Source organism: Gluconobacter roseus, assembly GCF_046058915.1.
In the GTDB taxonomy this organism is placed as follows: Bacteria; Pseudomonadota; Alphaproteobacteria; order Acetobacterales; family Acetobacteraceae; genus Gluconobacter; species Gluconobacter roseus_A.
The window spans coordinates 1,828,562-1,850,014 of the sequence record NZ_CP175538.1; the positions used below are offsets into that span (position 1 = coordinate 1,828,562).

General features: G+C 59.5%; 15 protein-coding genes and 1 pseudogene. 4 read left to right on the top strand and 12 right to left on the bottom strand.

Annotation, left to right across the window (positions count from 1 at the left end):
• Window positions 1–5: 5 nt before the first annotated feature.
• Both ACJ2A4_RS08560 and ACJ2A4_RS08565 read left to right on the top strand, forming a co-directional pair.
• Window positions 6–3,116, top strand: coding sequence for an efflux RND transporter permease subunit (locus ACJ2A4_RS08560; RefSeq protein ID WP_408872505.1), 3,111 nt, complete (start codon window positions 6–8; stop codon window positions 3,114–3,116).
• Window positions 3,113–4,633, top strand: coding sequence for an efflux transporter outer membrane subunit (locus tag ACJ2A4_RS08565; protein ID WP_408872506.1), 1,521 nt, complete (start codon window positions 3,113–3,115; stop codon window positions 4,631–4,633). Before ACJ2A4_RS08560 ends, ACJ2A4_RS08565 begins: the two co-directional genes overlap by 4 nt.
• A 128-nt stretch (window positions 4,634–4,761) precedes the next feature.
• Here the strand turns inward: ACJ2A4_RS08565 and ACJ2A4_RS08570 are convergent, their stop codons facing one another.
• The 9 genes and pseudogenes from ACJ2A4_RS08570 to ACJ2A4_RS08610 all read right to left on the bottom strand — a co-directional run bounded on the left by ACJ2A4_RS08570 (window position 4,762) and on the right by ACJ2A4_RS08610 (window position 14,219).
• Window positions 4,762–6,702, bottom strand: a complete 1,941-nt coding sequence (locus ACJ2A4_RS08570; protein WP_408872507.1) for a M61 family metallopeptidase — start codon at window positions 6,700–6,702, stop codon at window positions 4,762–4,764.
• A 114-nt stretch (window positions 6,703–6,816) separates the two neighbouring features.
• The gene (locus ACJ2A4_RS08575; RefSeq protein ID WP_408874138.1) at window positions 6,817–7,593 is read right to left on the bottom strand and encodes a discoidin domain-containing protein; all 777 of its coding nucleotides are present in this window, start codon (window positions 7,591–7,593) and stop codon (window positions 6,817–6,819) included.
• Between the two features lie 6 nt (window positions 7,594–7,599).
• Window positions 7,600–8,115, bottom strand: a pseudogene (locus ACJ2A4_RS08580) (glycosyltransferase family 2 protein); the annotation flags it as partial.
• Between the two features lie 33 nt (window positions 8,116–8,148).
• A protein-coding gene (locus ACJ2A4_RS08585; protein ID WP_408872508.1) for an IS5 family transposase occupies window positions 8,149–8,944 on the bottom strand; the annotation gives its coding sequence in 2 pieces (ribosomal slippage) (window positions 8,149–8,605 and window positions 8,604–8,944; 798 coding nt in all).
• A 357-nt stretch (window positions 8,945–9,301) separates the two neighbouring features.
• Complete coding sequence (locus ACJ2A4_RS08590; protein WP_408872509.1) at window positions 9,302–9,958, bottom strand: histidine phosphatase family protein; 657 nt, start codon at window positions 9,956–9,958, stop codon at window positions 9,302–9,304.
• A 48-nt stretch (window positions 9,959–10,006) separates the two neighbouring features.
• A complete protein-coding gene (locus tag ACJ2A4_RS08595; RefSeq protein ID WP_194259827.1) occupies window positions 10,007–10,939 on the bottom strand; it encodes a ribose-phosphate pyrophosphokinase in 933 nt (310 codons plus the stop codon).
• A 131-nt stretch (window positions 10,940–11,070) separates the two neighbouring features.
• Window positions 11,071–11,868 carry a hypothetical protein gene (locus ACJ2A4_RS08600; RefSeq protein ID WP_408872510.1) on the bottom strand — a complete coding sequence of 266 codons (798 nt, stop codon included), beginning with the start codon at window positions 11,866–11,868 and terminating at the stop codon, window positions 11,071–11,073.
• Between the two features lie 221 nt (window positions 11,869–12,089).
• Window positions 12,090–12,992, bottom strand: coding sequence for a hypothetical protein (locus ACJ2A4_RS08605; protein ID WP_408872511.1), 903 nt, complete (start codon window positions 12,990–12,992; stop codon window positions 12,090–12,092).
• A gap of 108 nt (window positions 12,993–13,100) precedes the next feature.
• A complete protein-coding gene (locus ACJ2A4_RS08610) occupies window positions 13,101–14,219 on the bottom strand; it encodes a TonB family protein (RefSeq protein WP_408872512.1) in 1,119 nt (372 codons plus the stop codon).
• A gap of 237 nt (window positions 14,220–14,456) precedes the next feature.
• On the opposite strand from ACJ2A4_RS08610, the gene ACJ2A4_RS08615 reads away from it, so the two are divergent.
• A complete protein-coding gene (locus tag ACJ2A4_RS08615) occupies window positions 14,457–15,104 on the top strand; it encodes a DNA-3-methyladenine glycosylase family protein (protein WP_408872513.1) in 648 nt (215 codons plus the stop codon).
• A 15-nt stretch (window positions 15,105–15,119) separates the two neighbouring features.
• Here ACJ2A4_RS08615 and ACJ2A4_RS08620 read toward each other — a convergent pair whose 3' ends face one another.
• The 3 genes from ACJ2A4_RS08620 to ACJ2A4_RS08630 form a co-directional block, all read right to left on the bottom strand.
• Window positions 15,120–17,486, bottom strand: coding sequence for a putative bifunctional diguanylate cyclase/phosphodiesterase (locus ACJ2A4_RS08620; RefSeq protein ID WP_408872514.1), 2,367 nt, complete (start codon window positions 17,484–17,486; stop codon window positions 15,120–15,122).
• Window positions 17,487–17,695: 209 nt separating this feature from the next.
• On the bottom strand, window positions 17,696–18,379 hold the full coding sequence (locus tag ACJ2A4_RS08625; RefSeq protein WP_408872515.1) for a hypothetical protein: 684 nt from the start codon (window positions 18,377–18,379) through the stop codon (window positions 17,696–17,698).
• A gap of 267 nt (window positions 18,380–18,646) precedes the next feature.
• Window positions 18,647–19,414, bottom strand: coding sequence for an alpha/beta fold hydrolase (locus tag ACJ2A4_RS08630; protein ID WP_408872516.1), 768 nt, complete (start codon window positions 19,412–19,414; stop codon window positions 18,647–18,649).
• 167 nt (window positions 19,415–19,581) lie between these two features.
• On the opposite strand from ACJ2A4_RS08630, the gene ACJ2A4_RS08635 reads away from it, so the two are divergent.
• Window positions 19,582–21,360, top strand: coding sequence for a chloride channel protein (locus ACJ2A4_RS08635; protein WP_408874139.1), 1,779 nt, complete (start codon window positions 19,582–19,584; stop codon window positions 21,358–21,360).
• Window positions 21,361–21,453 lie beyond the last annotated feature (93 nt).

Sequence of the window (21,453 nt, forward strand, 5' to 3'; positions counted from 1 at the left end):
ACGTGATGATCGAGCGTTTCATTTCCTGGTGCTTCGGGCACCGGAACATCGTTTTCTTTTCCGCCCTGATCCTGGCGCTTCTGGGCGGGCTGTCCTGGAAAATCCTTCCTGTCGAGGCCTATCCGGATCTGGGTGCGGTCAGTGTCTCGATCACGACGCAGCAGGAGGGTCTGGCCGCCGAGGAAATGGAACAGCAGGTCACGATCCCGCTCGAGCGGACGCTGGCCAGTGTTCCCGGCGTGACGGACAGCCGCTCCACCAGCACCTTCGGCCTGTCGTTGATTACGCTGATCTTCCGTGAAGGCACGAATGTCTATGCGGCCCGTCAGCTCGTTGAAACGCAGCTTGCCAACAACCCGCTGAGCAACGGCGCCATGCCGTCACTCGGCCCGATTTCCGGTCCAAGCGGCGAGATCTACCGCTACACGCTGGAATCCGACGACAAGAACTTGCTGGAACTGTCCGATCTCCAGCGCTGGACCATCATCCCCGCGATCCAGCACGTGCCCGGCGTTATCAGTGTGGACAATTTCGGTGGTCTGACGCGCGAGTACCAGCTCGTTCTCGATCCGGCTTCGCTGATGCGTTACCACGTTGGCCTTGAAGACGTGCTGACGGCCATCCGCAACAGCAACGTCAATGCCGGCGGCGGCCGCGTCAGCCGGGGTGAGCAGTCCTACATCATCCGCGGGATCGGCATGATCCATACGCTGGACGACATGGGCAATATCGTCGTCGCAAGCCATGGCGGCGTGCCGGTTTTCGTCAGGGATCTGGGGCAGGTCCAGTTCGGGCATCAGGTCCGTCAGGGCATTCTGGGCAAGGACAAGAATCCGGATACCATCGAAGGTGTTGTGACGATGCTGAGCGGGGAAAACCCCTCGCTCGTGCTCGACGGTCTTCACAGCACGGTGGCCAAGCTTCAGCAGCAGCTCGCCCCGAGCCATGTCCGCATCGTGCCGTATATGGACCGTGACCATCTGGTCCTGTCCACGACCCACAAGGTCACGGAAACGATGATCGAGGGCATTCTCCTCGTCGGCGTGATCCTGACCCTGTTCCTTGGCAGCCCCCGCAGCGCCGTCGTCACCGCCGTGACGATCCCGCTCGCGCTGTCGGTGGTGTTCGTGCTGATGCACAGCTTTGGCATGTCGGCGAACCTGTTCTCGCTCGGCGCCATCGATTTCGGCGTGATCGTGGATGGGGCCATCGTCATCACCGAGACGATCCTCCGCATCCGCGAGGAGCGCCCGACCGAGGCGCTCGTTCCGTCCGAAGTCCTGCCCGTCGCCCAGCGCGCGGGGCGGGCGATCTTCTCGTCCACGCTCGTCATCATCGTGGCCTACAGCCCGCTCTTCGCCTTCGAAGGCAGTGAGGGCAAGCTGTTCCGTCCGATGGCCTATACCGTCAGCTTCGCGCTGCTCGGTGCGCTGCTCTGCGCCCTGACGCTCATTCCGTCCCTGACCTATCTGGCTCTGCACAAGCCCAGGCACATCTGGCACAACCGGCCGCTGGAATGGCTGCATGCGCGGTATACGCATTGGCTCGGCCATTTCATCGACCGTCCGCTGATCGCCTATGGTGCCGGTGCTGCGGCCATGGTCGCGGTCGTGATCCTGGGCGCGACGATCGGCCGTGAGTTCCTTCCCGATCTGGACGAGGGGTCGCTCTGGCTTCAGGTGCAGATGCCGACGGGGATTTCGCTGGAAAAGGGCGAGTCCATCGCCAACGAACTGCGCCATGCCGTCCGTGAGTTCCCCGAAACATCCTACGCCATCACGCAGCTTGGCCGTTCGGATGACGGCACCGATCCCTGGACGCCGTCGCATATCGAGATGCCGGTCGGGCTCAAGCCTTACGACCAGTGGCCCTCCGGTGAGACGAAAGCGCAGTTCGTCGAACGTCTGCGTGAGCGTCTTTCCCGAATTCCGGGCATTGATTTCGGCATCAGCCAGCCGATCCAGGATAGTATGAGCGATCTGGTCGGCGGTGCGCACAGTCCGCTGGTCCTGCGCGTCTATGGCAATGATTTCCAGGAACTGCGCCGCATCGGACAGCAGATCGTGGATATTCTCCATCAGGTTCCGGGAACGGCCGAAGCGTCGATCTTCCAGGAACCGCGCATCCCGCAGATTGACGTGGTGGCCGACCGTCTGGCCGCGGCCCGTTATGGCATCAACATCTCGGATATTTCCGACGTCGTGTCGAACGCCATCGGCGATGCGCCTATTACGACCGTCTATGTGGATGACCGCTTCTACAACGCGACGCTGCATATCCGCCGCAAGGATCTGCAGGACATGCAGTCCCTGTCGCAGATTCCGCTTCTGGATGCGGAAGGGGCCTATATCCCGCTGTCACAGGTCGCGCATGTCGGGCTGCATATGGGCGAGAGCAACATTGCCCATGAGATGAGCCATCGTCAGATCACTATCCGCGTGGATAACGGCAAGCGACCGCTATCGCAGTATCTGGCGGATGCGCAGGGCCGCATCGACCAGCAGCTGCATTACGACAAGGAAAAATACACGCTCGAATGGGCCGGTTCCTTTCAGCAGGAAGAACGGGCCCAGAAGCGCCTGATGATTGCGCTGGGCGTGATGTTCGCCGTCATGCTGGTGCTGCTGTTCGCAGAGTTCCGCAAGATCCGTCAGGCCCTGCTGATCCTCAGTGTCGTGCCGCTGGCAACGCTGGGTGGCCTGATCGCGCTGCATGTCCGCGGCGAGACGCTGAACATTGCGACTGCCGTGGGCTTCATCGCGCTGTTCGGTGTGGCGGTGCAGAACGGCATTATCATGATCGCCAGCATCAACCGTCATTGTGTCGAAGGTCTGGGCGTGCGCGATGCGACCATCGCCGGTGCGGCCGAACGCTTCCGCCCGGTCCTGATGACGGCCACGGTCGCAACAGCAGGCATGTTCCCCGCAGCACTCGCCACGGGTGTGGGCACGGACGTGCAGCGCGGTCTGGCAACGGTCGTGGTGGGCGGTCTGGGTATTGCCACGCTGCTGACGCTCTTTGCCCTGCCGGTCTATTTCAGCGAGCTTGAAATGTGGGTTGAACGCCGGGATGCGAAGAAGCACCCGAAACCTTCCACCGAGGGAACAGGATCATGATGCTGCGTGATGTTCCCTTCCGCCGGGCTGCGCTCCTGCTGGGCCTGACCGCGCTTTCGGCCTGTGCGGTCGGTCCGGATTTCCATCGTCCGGACATGCCGAAAAACATGGCCTATCAGGGCACGCCGCTGAAACCGACCTCCGGGCATGGTACGACCGGGGCTTCCGTGCCCCAGCAGTTCCAGTCCGGTGTGGATATTCCGGGCCAGTGGTGGACGGTGTTCGGTAATCCGTTCCTGAATGCGCTGGTCGATCAGGCGCTTGCGAACAACCAGTCCTTGCGCGCCATGCAGCAGGGGCTAAAATCCGCCTGGGAGCAGCGCCGGATCGAGGGTGCGGGACTGTATCCGACACTCTCTGCCTCGTTCAATCCGACACGCAACAAGACATCGCGCGTCTACTCGCCGATCCCGAACGCCAATGTCTGGCTGTACAACGTCCATACCGCGCAGCTGAACATCGGCTATGTGCCGGATCTGTGGGGTGGCACGCGCAGGGCGATCGAGGCGGCGGGCGCACAGGCGGATCTGCAGAAGTTCCAGCTTGAGGCCACTGCGTTGACCATGATTTCCGATCTCGTGAATGCGACGATCGAGGAAGCCACGATCCGCGCCGAGATCGACGCGACCCACGAGCTCATCCGCAGCCAGCGCGGCGTCCTGAAGACCGTGACGGCCGAGCAGGGGATCGGCAATGCGTCGCGGCAGGACATGACCCAGCAGATGGCGTCCGTCGCCCAGCTGGAAGGTACGTTGCCCGGCCTTGAGCTGCAACTGGCCCAGACACGGGACCAGATGGCCGTTCTGGTCGGTGTGACGCCCAACACGCCACTGCCCGAGTTCCGGCTGGAGCAGTTCACCCTGCCAAAGACGCTTCCCGTCTCGCTGCCCTCGGACCTGCTGAACCAGCGGCCTGACATCCGCGCCGCGCAGGCGCAGATCCAGTCGGCCAGTGCGCAGATCGGCGTGGCCATCGCCAACCGTCTGCCGAACGTCCAGCTCAGCGCTACGCCAGCGCAGGCAGTCGGGGTCATGAGTGACTTCTTCAAGCCGGGGTTTGGCAACTGGACGATTGCCGCAACCGTCATGCAGCCAATCTTCCAGGGTGGTTCGCTCCTGCATGCCGAGCGTCAGGCACGTGACAACCTGCTTCAGGCCAACGAGACCTACAAGGCCACCGTCCTGTCTGCGATTCAGGACGTAGCGGACAGTCTGCATGCTGTCACCTTCGATGCCGATGCGATGACGGCTAGCGAGGCCACCCTGAAAGCCACGTCGCAGAGCCTGAAGATCGCACAGGGGCAGCTTCGTCTTGGCGATGTCAGCGAACTGGTCATGCTCCAGGCACAGCAGACGGATGCGCAGGCCCGTCTGGCCTATGTGCAGGCCGAAGGCGCGCGGTTCTCCGACAGTGTGGGGCTGTTTCAGGCTCTGGGTGGCGGCTGGTGGAACCGCAATGACATGGGCATGACGCCGGCGGCCCAGAAGTCGCTCGGGAAGTCGCTGCTGCCTTGGTGAGGCTCAGGGCTCTGCCCTGAAACCCGCCAAAGGCCGAGGGCCTTTGGAAACCGCTTCATTGGAATCGGGATCAAAGGGACTGAGTCCCTTTGCGGGGTTCCGGGGCAGAGCCCCGGAAAACGCACCCTTTACGGACGCGGTGCGTAAATCGCGCTCAGGCGATCCGGCGTGCCTTCGATGCGCTCCAGATGCGGGTAACGCAGACCATCGTGATAGGGGATGGAGACCGTGCTGACATGGTCGCCGGATTTCACGATCAGGCGGATGTCCTGCTTCGGGTCCTTCTGCGCGTCCGTGACGGCATGGAGCAGACGCTGCGGCGTGAAGCTCATGTCGTTAACGGCCAGGATCGTCATGCCCGGAACCACGCCTGCCTTGAAGGCCGGGCTCATCCAGTGCTCACGTCCCACATGTCCGGCGCCGGTTACGGTCAGGCCGAGGGAGAAGGATAGGTCTGTGGCATGACGGGCGGCTTCGCTGGCCTTGATGAAGGAAGTCGGCTTGGACGTGTAGACCAGCTTGTATCCGCCATTGGTCAGGCCATCGAGCGGGGCATGGGGCTGGATCGTGTCCAGACGGTCATGCAGGAACTTGGCCCAGTCGTAAGGCTGCACGCTGTTGAGCGTCGCGATCACATCGTCGAACTGATAGGGGCTGACGACAAAGCTGCCGCTGTTCGTGCCGAAGAAGGCTTTTGCGAAATCATCCAGCGATTTGTGACCGTCTGACAGCTTGCGGATCAGCGCATCGGCATCCAGCCAGACGAGTTGGCCTTCGACGTAATAGTCTTCCGAACGCTGCCAGTCGCGCCATGACAGCGGCGCACGCTGGGCGATGACCGGATCGTTCGTCGTGTCTTCCAGCGGACGCCACTGACGGCCCGTCTGGTTGTCATAGGATGCCGCCATATAGGCCAGGGCTTCGAAGCCCTGATCCTTGGTCACGAGACCCGAACGTGCAGCGAGAACATTGCCCCAGTACTGCGTCTGTCCTTCGTAGACCCAGAGCAGGGAACCACGCTGTGGCGTGTTAAAGTTCGGCGCCCACATGTCGGCCGGACGGCGATACTTGCCGTTCCAGGAATGGGTGTATTCATGAGCCAGCAGATCACGCGTGGGGAACGTCTTGTCCCATTCCGTGAAATAGCCCGGAGCCGCGCTGTTCTCGCTGGACTGGTGATGCTCAAGGCCGATGCCGCCGAGTTCTTCCGTCAGGGCCAGCAGGAAGTCGTAGTGGTCATAGTGATGCGAGCCGAACAGCGACGTGGCCTGACGCACAAGGTTCTGGTGAGCGGCAACCTGCTGGGGCGTGGCGTCCAGCGAGTCCGGCTCATCCGCCACGACATCCAGCGAAACCGGAACATGGTCCGGTCCGGTCAGGTCGAACTTGCGGAAATAGCGTCCGGCATAGATCGGCGAGTCCACGAGCGTATTAAAGGTCGTGGCGTTGAAATGCGTCTCGTCGCCATAGGTGGCCGCACGGAGAGCCGAGCCGATCTGCCAGCCATGCGGCACGCGTACGGAGGGCTGAACCGGAATGTCGCGGGTGAAGTATCCGGCCGGGTAGAGCGAGACCTGGTCCCACTGCACGTTGACGATGGATGGCGTCATGACGATCCGGCCCATACCCGGTGCGATCGGGGTCATAAGCTGGAAATGCAGATCCAGGCTCGGCGTGCTGGCGGAGACCGGGATGTGGAAGGCGGCGACATTAACCGTATCGCGCTTCCAGTTCAGTGTGCGGCCACCACTCTGCACATGCAGGCTGGCGAACTGTTCGATGACGCCCGTCGGGGAATGGTCGCCGGGGATCCACATCGGGTACAGAAGGACCATCTCGCCCTTCTGCTGCGCCTCTTTCGGCACCGGAACCGTCTCATGGATGGACATGACGTGATGGACCGTATCCGTCGCATCGACCGAAACCGTCAGGCTGCCCGGGAAGGGACGGTCCTGCGGTTCCGGGACGGGAGCCGGCATGGGCAGCGGCATGGGCTGGGTCTGGGCAAGCGCGGGAGAGACCAGACCACTGAAAACCGTCAGGGCAGTCAGAAGACGCAAAGAGGGCATGAGGATATTCCGCTTGTAAATCAAATTACCTCAAGCCCTAACCGGCCAAGCGAATCTTCACAAGAGGTAAGCTTGCAAGGCCGGTCTTATTTGCAGGTCCGGATTGCTGGCTCCCTATGAAGCCTTTTCTCCAAAGAACTGAATCTGATCGAAATGCAGGTAAGCTTCCTCTCCGAGGATCGTTATCTTGAGAAAACGGGCCTGAATGCCAGACTGGTCAATCCAGATGTAAGGATGACCGTCGGCTCCACCATAAATGATTCCGTCATTCTTGCGCATCATCACAAACCATTCCTGGTCATCAAGAGATCCTTCAAGAACGAAATTTGCAACGCGGTCGAAAACCCCATCAAGCCGATTGAAAAGCCGCATTTCATGCACAAGGCAGACCGCTTCAAGATCGACTTTCCACCATGGATACGGCCCCAAGGCAGTATGGTTTTGACATTTGCCACAGATATTGCCTGACAGAACGCGGCATGCGTCCTCCTCCACGCTTCCCTCGTGAACTGTAGAAACCTGGATTGCAGTTCTTTTTTGAGAGATATTCTCCCATCGGCTCTGAGGAAAAATACTAAAATCTTGCGCACGCGCAGTCTGTGACATCCAGTAGTCATGAAGGTAATGATCAGAGATTGCGTTGGTGGTTTCGTGATAACTTTTGCGCTGTTCTTCAGAATAATTTCCCCATACTTTTTGGTTATGAAAATCTCCATCGGTTGTACGCTGAACGCGAAGATCAAAATCTTTATTAGATTTCATAGAATAATGTGCAATATATGCCACTGAAAGTATTTTTTGTTTATTGTCGTCGGCATTCAATAAGTTCCAAGCCATTTCGGGGAAATTATTGTAATAACTCCCAACATCGTCACCTAAAACGTTTATCATTTTAAGCTTGGGGTCGAGGCTATTGTATTCATGATGTATGGGTGATTGAGATGTTCTGTAAATATTTTTATAAGGAACTTTTTCACTTCTGATAAATACTTTTGTGTATGGGTTCGCCCATTTTTCATGCTTGGTGTAGTTAATGAGAACGCTTCCATCAGGCCTGTTTTCATGCCCGTTATTGCCGTAGCAACACCAATTAAAGTGTACTCCATCTATTTCTTTTGGAATTCCAGACATAAACGCAGGTAGAAAGTTGCTTCCTTTGATACAAAGGAATTCGTCAATATCCAGAAACATAAGCCATTCGGTCTCTGTGGAAAAATTCCTCAGAAAGTGAAAATACATTTGATATTGCTGACCAGGTATTGGGTAATGCCGAAATGTCACAAAAGGATCGGGTCCTGAAATATAAGGACGAATGCAATTATAGAGGGCTTCAGGTGAGTCGTCATTCGAATAAAGATAAATATGATCAATTCCAATGGAGCGATGGTATTCTAACCATTCGCAAATATATTTCTCTTCCCATCTGGCGCATGCAACTAGGGCCTGTTAGGGCTTGATCCAGTCTGCTGCGGCAGCGATGTGGATGACCGCGAGGAACGACGTTGCTGTTTTTTCGTATCTGGTTGCGACAGCGCGCCACTCCTTGAGGCGAGCCCAGAGGTTCTCGACAAGATGTCGACACCGATAGGCCCATTTTGGGCAGGCGACCGGCCCATCGCGTCGTTTCGCAGGAATGGCGGGCCGGGCTCCCATGTCCCATATCCGTTCACGGAAGGCATCCGACGCATAGCCCTTGTCCGCCACTACCCACAGGGGAATGGCGGGAAGGTTGTCGAGCATGGCTGGTGCCAGGGGCAGTTCATGAGCCTGTCCGGGGGCCAGCGCAAAACCGAAGGCTTTTCCATGTCCATCAGCGATCACGCAGACTTTCGTGCCATAGCCGCCGCGAGAGCGGCCAAGTGCTTCACGATGGTCCCGCTCTTCGAAAGAGGCCCCTTTTTTGGGCTCCCGCCGCCTTGTGGTGAGCCCTGATGTTCGTACCATCCAGAAAAGTCATTCCGAACGCCACTCCCTGTTGTTCCTGAACCAGTTCGAGCAGGCGTTCCCATACGCCGAGCTTCGCCCAGCGGATGAAAAGCTGCGCAGCCCGCCACCACGGACCCAGTTCAGCGGGGATGCTCCGCCATTTCGCGCCATTCTCATGACGCCAGAAAATCGCTGCTATCGTCCGCCGCAGATCATGTGGCGGCGTCTTGCCCCTCGGGCGAACCTCCTCAATCAGAGGTTCCCAGATCGCCCATGTCTCGTCCGTAAAGGTGCCTGTTCTGTCTCCTTCTTCCATCCCTACAATATGGGAAGAAATTCAAGATCTAACAGGCCCTAGTGAGTACTGGTACTTTGGTTTCGGCCGCATGCCATGATTTTCTGCGCAACCGATAGGTTCGATTGAGTAGGTTGAAATAGTTTCTTTGTAATTCACGCCGTGCTCCAAATTTTCTTTTACGGACTGCCGGACCAGTTCCATGCTGAAGTATTGTTCTGCTTCTGGACTCTTTCTTCCCGCTAGGGTGGACAGAGTTTCGCCAAAGCTTTCTTGGTATTTTCGTCAATACGGTCATCGACTAACACGCTTTGAAGGCTTTCTTTAATAAAAGTTGCAGAAGCGACATTCTCCTCTAAAAGCTGTTTCATAAGATCATTATCTACTTTTGTGTTCAAGGGGGGCGTCTGTTGGAATGGTAGGCAGGCCTGCTTCATGGCCACCCGGATCCAGCATGGTGGTCTGCCAGCCTGTTGTCGTGAATTTCAAGGCGACAGGAACCGCATTTGGAAGGCGGACATCCACCGGAAGGTTCATCGCATGCCGTAAGCCCCTGAAAAGGGCACCATGGGCTACAATCAGAGGAATGCTGGAGTTCTCCAGAGCATTATTGATGGCCTGACGGGCTCTGTCCGTTAATGTCTTGAAGCTTTCAGCATCTTCGGGAGTAAAACCGTCTTCGATCCACGGTTTATACCAGTCCCCCATGGGGGAGCCTTCCTGAACTCCGAAGCAAACTTCCTTCAAATTGTCATCTATATGCAGGGGGAGTCGAACGCCAACGGACTCCTGGATCATCCTCTGGACCGTTTCTGCCGTGACAAGCGCGCGTGTCAGGGGAGAGGATATGATTCGCTCGAAGGGCTTCTGCCCGTTTTCAAAAAGGCTGGCCAGCATTCTGCCAGCCTGAGTGGCTTGTTGCTGGCCTGTTTCGTTGAGAGGGATGTCCGTCCGGCCCTGTGCCCGTCCCTGACGGTTCCAGTCGGTTTCACCATGACGGAGATACCAGTAGGGCTTTGGGGTAATCTGCGACATGGGAAAGTCCGTTCACGAAGGCTGGACCGTGCAATGGGCCGTGCGAAATCAGTCGAAAAGGGAAGAGACTGAGCTTTCATCGGCAACGGCGCTCATGGCCCGGGCCAGCAGGTTGGCTGTCGTGATCTGACGGATGTTCGGGGTCTCGAGAAGGGCCTCGGTTGCCGGAATACTGTCAGTCAGCGTCAGCATGTTCAGCGGACTGTCTTTCACGCGCTGGCAGGCATTGCCAGTCAGAACGCCGTGAGTGACATAGGCCTCAACGCCTTCCGCGCCTCGGCTCATGAGAGCGTTGGCCGCGTTGCACAGCGATCCGCCACTATCGATGATGTCGTCCACCAGCACGCAGTAGCGGCCGGCCACGTCACCGATGACGTTCATGACTTCCGACACGCCTGCGCGTTCGCGGCGCTTGTCGATGATGGCGAGGTCCACGTTCAGGCGCTGCGCGAGCTGACGGGCACGCACCACGCCACCCACATCCGGAGAGACGATAATGAGTTCACGGTCCGGCAGGCGGGTCTTGAGATCGCGCACGAAGAGCGGCGCGGCATAGAGGTTGTCGGTCGGGATATCGAAGAAGCCCTGGATCTGCATGGCGTGCAGATCCATCGTCAGGATGCGGTTCGCACCCGCTTCCGTCAGAAGGTTCGCCACCAGCTTGGCGCTGATCGGGGTGCGGGGACCGGATTTGCGGTCCTGACGGGCATAGCCGAAATACGGCATGACAGCCGTGACGCGGCGTGCGGAACCGCGACGCAGCGCATCCAGCATGACCAGCAGTTCCATGAGATGGTCATTCGTCGGCATGCAGGTGCTCTGCACGACGAAGACGTCCTCACCGCGGACGTTTTCCTGGATCTCGACGAACACCTCGCCATCGGCAAAGCGTTTCACCACGGTCTTGCACAGCGGCATCCGCAGTTCGTGGGCGACCGCGCGGGCCAGCGGCAGGTTACTGTTGCAGGCTACGATCTTCATGAAAAACGGCCTCGTCCGGTGTCCGACAGGGAAGTTGCTGGCCTTCTAACAGCGCAAAGCCCCCCTGTCATCCATCCGGCCTCATTCTTTATGCGTACCAGTCGGTCAGTGTCTGCATGCCATATCGCGTGTCAGAACTGCCAGGCCAGCCCGGCATGCAGCTTCGCCTCGTTGGACAGGCCGTTTGAAACGCCCGAATAGGAATAGGTAAATCCCAATTCTCTGCCGGATTGGGAAAACCGGTCATGGCCATAGGAAAAGTAGGAATAGTTGCCCCCTGCCGTCAGGTGAAGCCGCCGGGTCATCCGGTAATCCACACCAAGTCCCCCTTCCCAGAGAGGACGGGGTGCGAGGCCGGAACTGAGAACTTCAGCCCATCCAAATCGGCCCCGAAGCACAAGGCGGGAGGTGAGGGCATAATCGGCCTTCAGCCCTGCGCCGGCGAAGTAACGGCCGGACCCGTATCCGAAATCTCCGTCACGACTGTTCGTGACATATCCGCCCTGGATGAAGGGCGTCAGGAGAAAACTGTTGGAAAGCAGAAGGAAGCCCTTGCCGATTTCGCCACGGTTATCGGTCCCGCTGGAACTAGCGCTTTCGCTTGGTGAATATCTGGAAGGCGTATGAATGGCGGGGGAAGAAACAGGGACAATGGGGAAAGGAATTGCTGCAATATTGGAAACAAGAGCGGGTGACTTGTAGTTCCGCTGTCCGTCCTCAAGCGAAAAATGCAGCGCACCGTAAAGGTTATCGATCTCGAAGGCATTGAACATGACCGAGGCGTCAGCCTGAAAACCTGGTGTCCAGCCGACGGTGCGGTAGCGACCAGAACTTGCGAACCTCTCAGTGTAGGTATGTTGGCCGTAACTGCCAGTCTCGGCCTGGCTGAGACTGAGGCTGCTCGTGCTGTTCCGGAAGGTCCCCGTCATCGAAAGGCCGATTTCACGGTTTACGGCGATAACGGGTACTGGATCCGCGAAAGCAGAAACGACTGGAGCGAACCCTGCGCAAAGTGTCGTACTACAGAATAGCAAACGGAACGAAAGACGCATCAGGAACTCCAGACGGAAAAGTCGAAGTCCTGTAACAAACAAAAGCAGGAAAAAATACGAATAGTTATACTATCGCACCCTTAATAGTCTGTCTGTGGTTATGCCGCCTTCTTTGGAGCAGTTTTGCCATCCGGGAGGGGCGTGTGCTCTCGGCCTGAAAAATTGGTGACGATGGTCCGCACACCCTGGGCGGCCTCGTCAGCGGCCATGTCGGCGGTATCACCCCATGCCCCGTCCAGAGAATGGGGTGCGATGTCGTGCAGCTGGGTGGCCGCCCCCGCTTCCTTTCCATCGGGGGTCAGAACGTGCCAGATGATCTCGATATGATCGACCGGATGGCCGGTGTTACCCCTTGCGCCAGACTTGAGATCGACTGTTCCGCGAACGATGAAATCCGCGCCTTTTTCAGTGGTTGTCACCGTATTGGTCTTGTCGGGAAGTGCTGCGTAAAAGGCGCGGGCAAGCGCGACATTCCCGTCACCGGGCGCTCCGGTAACGCCCTTGAAGCAGATCTTCGCAGGCCGGTTCATGAGGCTGTGCGGGTCCTGCTGCATCATGTTGGCCTGAATCCCCGTGAGAAGCCCTGCCAGTTGTGGTGCCTCCTGAACGGCAGCCCCCTGAAGAGCAGTTTTATCACCCGCGCTCCAGCCTGCCATGTCCACGGCAGGGCCATCCGTTTCCGCCCGGACTTTCCCTTCCGGCGTCATGATGACGTAATGGGGAACAACCGCACCGCCATGGGTAGCGGCACTCATCTTCAGCCACCAGTCTCCTTTCTTGCGGGGCTGGGCGATGGCGGGAACGGACTGCCCGACCATGGCCTGCGCCATGTCATGCGCCCAGAGTGCGGCGGCATCGTCTGACAGCAGGGAATCCGTTGGTGTCGGAACGGCGAGACGGGCCGGGGGAAGATTGGCCGCCGTCAGATATCTGGCCTGCTGCCCCGGATCGGCGAAGGGCCGCGAGAGACTGAAACATCCCCCAGGACCAGGGGAAAGCAAAGAGGCAGCAGGGTCGAACAGAGGCGGCGCATCGGCGTTCCGGTAACAGGACAATGACCCGGCGGACTGTATGGGATTGCGGCTCCGATGTCGAAGCCGCTCCCGTTTTTACCGCCGGATCAGGATGTAGTTGATCGTCACGTCAATATCGAAATGGTCACCCTTCATGTCCGGCGGAACCGGTGGCAGATGGGCGCCCTGGAACATGCCGGTCGTCGCGGCGTCCAGCGAATAGGACCCGGACTGGCTCATCAGCCGGACCGACTTCACACGGCCCGAACGATCCAGCACCACATGGACCGAGGACGGACCATCCTCGCCAGCGCGGGCGGCCTCTTCCGGATAGTACATATGCGCCCGGATCCAGCGGTCGATCTCCCCGCCGTAATCCTCGCTGACGCCCTTGACGCTGGTGCGTGTCTGGTACGGCGCATTGATGGCGCCGTTCAGGCTGAGCGGCCCCAGGGACATGTCGATCGGACCACCGGAACCGGACGCGCGGCCGCGATGGCGACGATAGGGCGAGGGCTGCTCACCGAACGACAGGTCCATCGGATGCGCGAACGGATTGTTTCGGTCGGAGCGGACGGAGCGCTGCGCATGGTGGGCATGAGGCGACGTCTGGTGGCTGCGCTGGCTGGGGGCCGCACCCGGCGTCACGGGGGCTGGCGTCGGGGCCGTTTTGGGCAGTTCGGCAGAGGGTTCTTCCGGAACGTCAGGCGCAGACGGCGTTTCCGGCGTCGGGACGGCCGGCGTCGGCGTGGACTGTTCCTTTTCCGGCTGCTGCTGGTTTTCCTGTGTCTCCTGCGGACTTTGCGCAGATGGTGGTGGCGGAGCGCCTCCTTCCTCGCGTGCCCGGGGACCGCGCATGCTGCTTTTTGATGGCGGCGCGTCGAAAACCATTTCGACCTGAGGCTGTTCCTGCCCGGCCGGTGAGCCATGCATGCCGTGATGCTGCATCAGGAGGAAGGCCAGAATAGCCGCGTGCAGGCCAGCCGAGAAAATGAACGGAACCGTAGGGCCGTTCTCGACGATGGTCTGCGGACGCATCATCGGCGTCAGAACAGGGCGCACCGGAACCGCTGGCGGGACGTAATCTCTCAGGCGTTCGCGGGTGCCAGCGGGCGCATGCTGTGGACGTGCAGGAACGATCCGCGCCGAGGGGGCGAAGAGCTGGGGCTCGCGTTTCTGCGGCTTTCCTGACGTGACAGCGGTCGTTCCGCTCATATGCGGGACAGTCCGTCTGGAAAGGACCGGGCAGGGAACGGCCGGTCGGCGAAGAGAAGGTGGCGTCGCATCATCGCCAGACCTTTTGCACCAGGGCGGTCGGGGTTGTCATCCGGCAGGCTGGTTATCCGGGGCTGGGGGTGGGCGTCTGTCTTGGCGTATCATGGCAGTAATGAGCGACCCACGAAAGACACAAAGAGTCACGCAAACCTTAACTTCCGGAAAGGCATGTTCCTGATGGTTGATTCTGCAACACTCCTCGGCGCAGATCCCGATCTTGCAGCCGTCATCGCCCGTATCGGTCCCTGCACGCTACGTGGTGATAACGGGCAGGAACCTTACGATGCCCTTTTGCGGGCCATCGCCGGGCAGCAGCTTCACGGCGCGGCAGCCCGGAAAATCTTCGGCCGTCTGTGCCTTCTCGGCGAGCAGGAAAACATGGACGGGCCGCCACCGTCTCCCGCACGGCTCCTGAGCCTGACCGAGGAAAGCCTGCGTGCCTGCGGTCTTTCGGGCAGCAAGCTTCTGGCCATGCGCGGTGTGGCGCAGGCCCGTCTGGATGATGTGGTGCCTAGCCGGTCCGAGGCCGCAGGTATGACGGATGAGGACCTGATCGCGCGGCTCGTCACATTGCGGGGCATCGGGCGCTGGACTGTGGAAATGCTGCTGATGTTCACGCTCAACCGCCCCGATGTCATGCCGGTCGATGATTTTGGTGTTCGGGAAGGCTGGCGCAGGATCAAAGGGCTGGAACTTCCGCCCAAACCAAAGGCTCTGAAAGAAGAGACAGTCCGTTTTTCGCCCTACCGTTCAACGCTGGCCTGGTATTGCTGGCGGGTGGCAGAGGAAGGGAAGAAAACGGCTCCCAATCCGCTGACCGCCTGATGCGTGGGTCCGGTCTCAGGATGATTCTTCCAGCAGGACCGGCGGCCTGGCCATAAACTGGCGGGTGTCTTCGGGAGACAGAGGGCGGGACAACAGATATCCCTGCACTTCCGTACAGCCGAGACGCTTGAGATAGGAGAGCTGTTCCTGGCTTTCCACACCCTCCGCCGTGACGGCCACGCCCAGATCAATGGACAGATCGACCACGGCCCGGACGATCGAGGCGGCCCGGGATTCCCGGAGCATGTCGCGAACGAAAAGGCCGTCCAGCTTGATCTTGGAGAACGAGAAGAACCGCAGATACCCAAGCGACGAGAAGCCTTTGCCGAAATCGTCGAGTGCAATGGAAATCCCCGCACTCTGCAGACGGCTCAGCAGCGTGAATGTCGCAGCATCCGGCTCCATGAAGATGTTTTCGGTCATCTCGATCTGAAGGCAGCGGGCCGGGAAGCCGGTCTTTTCCAGAATCCGGAACGTGTCTTTGAGGAAGGCGGGGGCTTCAAGCTGGCCGACCGAAACATTGATCGAAAGAACCAGCCCCGGTTCCCATTCACGCGCAAACAGGCAGGCCCGCTCCATGACATAAACGCCCAGCCGGTGGGTCAGTCCGGCTTCTTCGGCCAGCTGGATGATCCGTTCAGGCGGCACGCGGCCATATTCGGGATGCGACCAGCGGATCAGCGCTTCGAAGCCGCAGAGCTTCTGGCTCTGGGTGTTGAAGAAGGGCTGATAGACAATTCCCAGGTCTCCCTTTTCAAGGGCATCGGGGAGCGCGCGGATCAGGTCGCGGTTCCGCTTGGCTACGGTGCGCAGTTCCGGATTGTAGAAACGGTGCGTATGGCCACCGAGGCTCTTGGCCTCGTAAAGAGCCAGATCGCTGGCCTCCAGCAGGCTTCCGACACGCTCCGAGCCGCCGATGGATAGCACGATCCCCACACTGAGTCCGACCGCACACCGCACGCCTTCGCCAATCCGGATGGGCACGTTCGTCAGCGCATTGATCAGCCCTGTAGCCGTGGTGGCCGCCTGGGCCGGTGTAGTCTGGCGCTCAAGCAGCATGAATTCGTCACCACCGAACCGGTAGAGCCTGTGGCGTTCACTCAGTGTGCGGCTCAGAACGACCGTGACTTTCCGCAGCATCTCGTCTCCGGCGGAATGGCCATACCGGTCGTTGATCTGCTTGAAGCCGTCCAGATCGAGATTGAGCAGCGCGAAGGCCTCACCCGTACGCTCGGCCTCGATAAGGTAGGTCTCCATGTCATCAAGAAAGGCGCCACGGTTCGGCAGTCCGGTCAGAAGATCGTGCCGTGCCCTGAAAGACGCGCTTTCCTGCGCCCAGTGCGTCTGGGTTACATCCGTTCCGACACCCCGGTATCCGACAAAGGTCCGGTCCTGAAAGACCGGGCGCCCGCTCAGGGACCAGAAACGCTGCTGTCCATGCAGCGTCCCGGAGACCACGATGTCCCGGAAGAAGATCCGGTTATCGAGACATTGCCGCAGACGGCCAAGCCCGGTCCGCTCGTCTCCATCGAATGCAGACGGACCGGCCAGATCGGACAGGATGTCAAAGAAAACCCGGTTTTCAAGCCACTCCCGGCTGTTGCCGAAGGCGGAGGCCAGACTGGCCGAAACATTGTTCAGCGTTCCCGATGCCCCGGTCTCCCAGAGCCAGTCGCCGGTATCGTCATCCGCATTCCGGAGCAGCAGCTGCACGATGCTGTTGCGCTGTTCCAGCGAGGACCTGCTGATGAGAAACGCCGTAAACAGTGTGCGCACCGCCATCGTCAGGGACAGGACGAAGAACAGATAAACCGTCAGTTCGATGGCGATGTAGAAATAGAATGATTCATGGTCGATCTGCCATGACTGGAACAGGGCGTCGCAACAGGAAAAAATCAGCATGAAGGCAATGATTTCCCCCAGTCCTGTCAGGGGCATAAGGGTGATGGTCGTTGCCGTCAGCCCAACCATGATCCCTGCAACAAGCACCCTGTCATTGGCATCTCCATATGGAAACACGATGGGGGGCAACGTTATCCAGCACAGGCCAAATGCGATATTGAGGCCCTTCAGGATCCAGGACTGTCGAGTATCGACGAGCTTGTCGGTCGGGATTGCATAGAAGCAGATGTTGTAGACCAGCAGCAGAAACAGGACGGATCCGCACAGGATCATGCCGTAGGTCGGATAACTCCGCATCAGGCAGAGGCCGGCGACGGGGCCGCAGCTGATCTGGGGAACGAAATGGAAGAAGTTCAGGCCACGCAGCACCCTGCAGCGCGAAAGGCGGACTCCTTCTTCCGCACCCGGCGGAATATCCGCCCGGAAGGGAAAAAGCCGGGTTAGCCGTATCCGTTTCAGCAGGTTCAGCATGGCAGTCATTATGCCGCGCATGACCGGGGGGCGAAAACAGGGTCCAGTGAGACAGGCAGAGGCATCATGAACCTTCCCAATAGAGGAGGAGGGTGCCACGATGACAGGGATTTATGAAGTTTTTCTTTGCGGCGGACGAATCTGTTGCGGGCAACATCTCCGCGCGTCGGTTATGGCACACCGGGCACGGAGATAGCCGATAAGAGCCTAAGGTTTCGTTAATGTGCCATTTCAGGCACGGTGGCGTAAATCTCAAAGCTCGCTTTTTCAAACATTTCAATGCATTCGTGCATGTTGGCCGTCAGGGCCGCACGCGTGATGTCCGGATCGTTGGACGGATAATAGGCGCGGGCCAGATCCTCGTCGATTTCCAGATGGGACGGACCGTCATGCTCATGCTCGTCATGGGCCAGACCCCAGGTCCACTTCTTCTTGGCAAAAAGGCTGGTGAACTTCGGCGCATGGCACAGATAGGCGGCCAGTTCTTCGGCGATGTATTCCACGGCGGCCAGCCAGGAGAAGAAGATCACGGGATCTTCGCTGTCGGCATTGGCAATCAGCTTCTGGACGCTCGGAAGCGTGTCGTAATGGGTGCCGAACAGGTCGAGGCCGAATTCCTTTGCCCCATCTGCCCACAGGATGGCATGTGAGCCTTCCTCTTCCTTCATCTCGCGGACGGCTTCGCGGGCTTCCGAAAAGAAGGCCTTAATACGCGTCTGTCCAAAGCGCTGGACAAGCGGCTTGATGGGAAGATGACCGACGCGCACGTCAATAGCGCGCTCAAAAGCCTGAATAAAAGGCCACCATCCGATCATCATCGCCCGAATAGTCTCTTTATCGCCATGAGCTGCGCCCCGGGCCAGCGCGGAAGAATAGATCTTCTCGCGTGTAAAGACACGCATTTCAGAGCGATTTACCAAAGCCTCGGAGAACAGTAGAGCGTACATCCGCGTAATCCTGATGAAGTTTATTGCATGTGCCGTTCAGGCATTGATGTTGTAGTCGTTAATTTTTCAGAAAAGTAAAACTTTTACTTTAATTTTAATTGAGTTTTATTAAATTACCAAAAAATTAATATATTAGAGTTTCAATACGTTGTTTCATCGTAATGATATGATTCGCGCAAAACAGCCAGCTTTCAAACCGATTTGATCTTGTAATGTTCTGCATCAGGCCGGAGCGCGCAGGAATTCCATCATTTCGCGGAGGAACGGACGGGGCTGTTCGGCATGAAGCCAGTGCCCGGCACCCGGCAGGGTCCGGATCAGCGCATGGGGGAAGAGCGTGCGAATCTGATCGTGATGTTCTGGCCTGACATAGGGCGACTCGCCGCCACGAAGGAAAAGAACAGGCCTTTCGTAGGGTGCAATCTGCAGATTCGGCCAGTTTTCGATCGCGTGGATGTCACGGGCAAGATCATCGAATCCGATGCTCCATCCCGGAGACGTGCCCAGCCGGATGTTCTGCAGCAGGAGTTCCGCGACGGCCCTGTTGCCGACGACCGGCTCCAGAAGATCCAGCCCGTCCCGCCGCTCCAGAACTGACGGAAATGTCAGGGCACCCAGCCGGGCGATCATCTCGCCATGTCCATGCCCCGTCCGGGCCGGTGCAATATCCGCGACGAGCAGCTTCGTGACGCGCTCGGGGGCGGCAAGGGCCAGCATCATTCCGACCTTTCCGCCCATGGAATGCCCCACGACGGCAAAGCGCTCGACTCCCAGATCGTCCAAGGTTTCCAGCACGTCCTGCGCCATGAGCGCATAGCTGACGGGGCCGTGCGGACTGTTGCCATGGTTGCGCAGATCCAGCGCAAGGGTCCGGAAATCGGCAGCCGCGCCGCGCTGGAGGAAGCCGAGGTTCCGGGCCCGTCCGAACAGCCCGTGCAGGAAGACGACCGTCTCCGGGCCTTCGCCGCGTTCGATGACATGCAGTTTCATCAATGATCCTTCCATGACAGCTGTTGATCGCCGACGCGCTTGCCGTCAAACAGGATCACACCTGCCGCCCGGGAGCCCGCTTGTCCACCAGTCCCGCCCCTTCGCCCGCATCTCCTGACGGCTCTTCCGGCCGTTTTCAGGACAGGTCCCGCGTCCTGCGCCAGCGGATGAACCGCTTTCAGGCGCGTCTGTTCCCCCATGCGCCGTCGAATTTGCGAACCCTGGTGCGTGGAAACGAGATCTGGCTGAGCGTTCTGGCGGGATTCGTCGGGATCCTGTCAGGCCTGTGCGTTTTTGTGGTCACCCATCTGACCTTCTTCATGCACCGGCTGCTTTTTGGCGTCTCAGGTATGTCCGGAGGGCATCTGTCCGGCCTGACCACCCTTCCGCCGCTGCGAACAGTGACCGTGCTGACCGGCGGTGGGCTGGCGATCGGGCTGTTCGGCGTCATGATCGCGAAAATCATGCCCCGCAGTCCCGTGGACCCCATCGAGGCCAATGCGCTGCATGGCGGGCGCATGTCGGTACGGGATAGTCTGGTGATTGTCTGCCAGACGGTTCTGTCCAACGGGGTAGGCGGTTCCATCGGGCTTGAAGCTGGCTTTACCCAGATTGCCGCGGCTTTCGGTTCGCGGATCGGGCGATCTTTCCGGGTGCGGCGCGAGGATCTGCGCGTGCTGGTAGGAGCCGGGGCCGGCGCTGCGATCGGAGCGGCGTTCGATGCGCCGGTGGCCGGCGCGTTCTATGCGTTCGAGCTGGTGATCGGCTCTTATTCTTTGGGAAGCCTGTCCCCTGTGGCGGTCGCTGCGCTGGCGGGGGTCGGCGTGACGCGCTCGCTGGGGAGTGTGCCGCCGGGCATCGTTATTCCATCGCCGGGCACCCTGTCCTGGGAAGGAACGGCCGGGGCGATCATCATCAGCGTGCTGACGGCTCTGACGGCAATTGGTCTGATGTTTTGCGTCACCCAGACTGAGGCGCTGTTCCGCCGGATGCCCGGCCCGGTCTGGCTGCGGCCTGCGGTTGGCGGTCTGATCGTGGGCGGGCTGGCGACGCTGCATCCGTCCGTTCTGTCTGCGGGACACGAAGCCATGCGTGCTGTTTTCGCCGGAAACGTCACCGCGCAGATGGCCGTTATCCTGCTGCTCCTGAAGGCTCTGGCGTCCTGCCTGTGTATCGGATCCGGGTTTCGCGGGGGGCTGTTTTTCGCATCGCTCTATCTTGGATCGCTGGCGGGCACGATCTACGGCACGCTTCTGGAACCGCTGGGCGTTGCGCCGGATTCCGTCACAGCCTGTGCGCTGGTCGGCATGAGTGCGATGGCCGTCGCCGTGATCGGCAGCCCCATGACCATGATCTGCCTGATGCTGGAACTGACCGGCAGCGTCTCCATGAGTGGTGCCACACTGGTGGCTGCGGTGCTGTCGCTCCTGACCGTGCGTCGCCTGTTCGGTTACAGCTTTGCGACATGGCGCTTCCATCTGCGGGGTGAATCGATCCGCTCCGCCGTCGATATCGGCTGGATGCGCTCGCTCAATGTCCGCCGGATGATGCGCGGGCAGGTCCGCACCCTTCCGGCAGAAACGCCTGTAAACCGCGCGCAGGCCCTGTTCCCGCTCGGCTCGGCCCAGCGGATCGTCCTGCTTGATGGTGATGGACATTATGATGGCATCGTCCATCTGGCGGACCTGCATGCCGTCCCGGCGTCGCAGACACCGATCGCAACGCTGGCGCTGTTTCGCAACGCCATGCTCACGCCGCACATGAACATCCGCGAGGCCATCGAACTGTTTGAAAAGGCCGAAGCCGACGCGCTGGTGGTCGTCGAGGACCGGCAGTCGCGGCAGGTGATCGGAACCCTGACCGAACAGCACGCCCTGCGCCGCTATGCCGAGGAACTCGAACGCAGCCGCCGGAGTTTGGCGGGAGACGACAGCCTGCCGACCTGATGTGCTGATGCGGCTTGCCTCTTGGCATCACGGCGTTCTCGTTTCAACATGCGGCCCCATCAGATGCCCGCTTCGGGCGCCCCAACCGGAGAC

What these genes read in the sequence shown, in the direction of transcription:
- ACJ2A4_RS08560 (WP_408872505.1), top strand. Translation starts at nt 6, where the DNA reads ATGATCGAGCGTTTCATTTCCTGGTGCTTCGGGCACCGGAACATCGTT.
- ACJ2A4_RS08565 (WP_408872506.1), top strand. Translation starts at nt 3,113, where the DNA reads ATGATGCTGCGTGATGTTCCCTTCCGCCGGGCTGCGCTCCTGCTGGGC.
- ACJ2A4_RS08570 (WP_408872507.1), bottom strand. Translation starts at nt 6,702, where the DNA reads ATGCCCTCTTTGCGTCTTCTGACTGCCCTGACGGTTTTCAGTGGTCTG.
- ACJ2A4_RS08575 (WP_408874138.1), bottom strand. Translation starts at nt 7,593, where the DNA reads ATGATAAACGTTTTAGGTGACGATGTTGGGAGTTATTACAATAATTTC.
- ACJ2A4_RS08590 (WP_408872509.1), bottom strand. Translation starts at nt 9,958, where the DNA reads ATGTCGCAGATTACCCCAAAGCCCTACTGGTATCTCCGTCATGGTGAA.
- ACJ2A4_RS08595 (WP_194259827.1), bottom strand. Translation starts at nt 10,939, where the DNA reads ATGAAGATCGTAGCCTGCAACAGTAACCTGCCGCTGGCCCGCGCGGTC.
- ACJ2A4_RS08600 (WP_408872510.1), bottom strand. Translation starts at nt 11,868, where the DNA reads ATGACGGGGACCTTCCGGAACAGCACGAGCAGCCTCAGTCTCAGCCAG.
- ACJ2A4_RS08610 (WP_408872512.1), bottom strand. Translation starts at nt 14,219, where the DNA reads ATGAGCGGAACGACCGCTGTCACGTCAGGAAAGCCGCAGAAACGCGAG.
- ACJ2A4_RS08615 (WP_408872513.1), top strand. Translation starts at nt 14,457, where the DNA reads ATGGTTGATTCTGCAACACTCCTCGGCGCAGATCCCGATCTTGCAGCC.
- ACJ2A4_RS08620 (WP_408872514.1), bottom strand. Translation starts at nt 17,486, where the DNA reads ATGACTGCCATGCTGAACCTGCTGAAACGGATACGGCTAACCCGGCTT.
- ACJ2A4_RS08625 (WP_408872515.1), bottom strand. Translation starts at nt 18,379, where the DNA reads ATGCGTGTCTTTACACGCGAGAAGATCTATTCTTCCGCGCTGGCCCGG.
- ACJ2A4_RS08630 (WP_408872516.1), bottom strand. Translation starts at nt 19,414, where the DNA reads ATGAAACTGCATGTCATCGAACGCGGCGAAGGCCCGGAGACGGTCGTC.
- ACJ2A4_RS08635 (WP_408874139.1), top strand. Translation starts at nt 19,582, where the DNA reads ATGAACCGCTTTCAGGCGCGTCTGTTCCCCCATGCGCCGTCGAATTTG.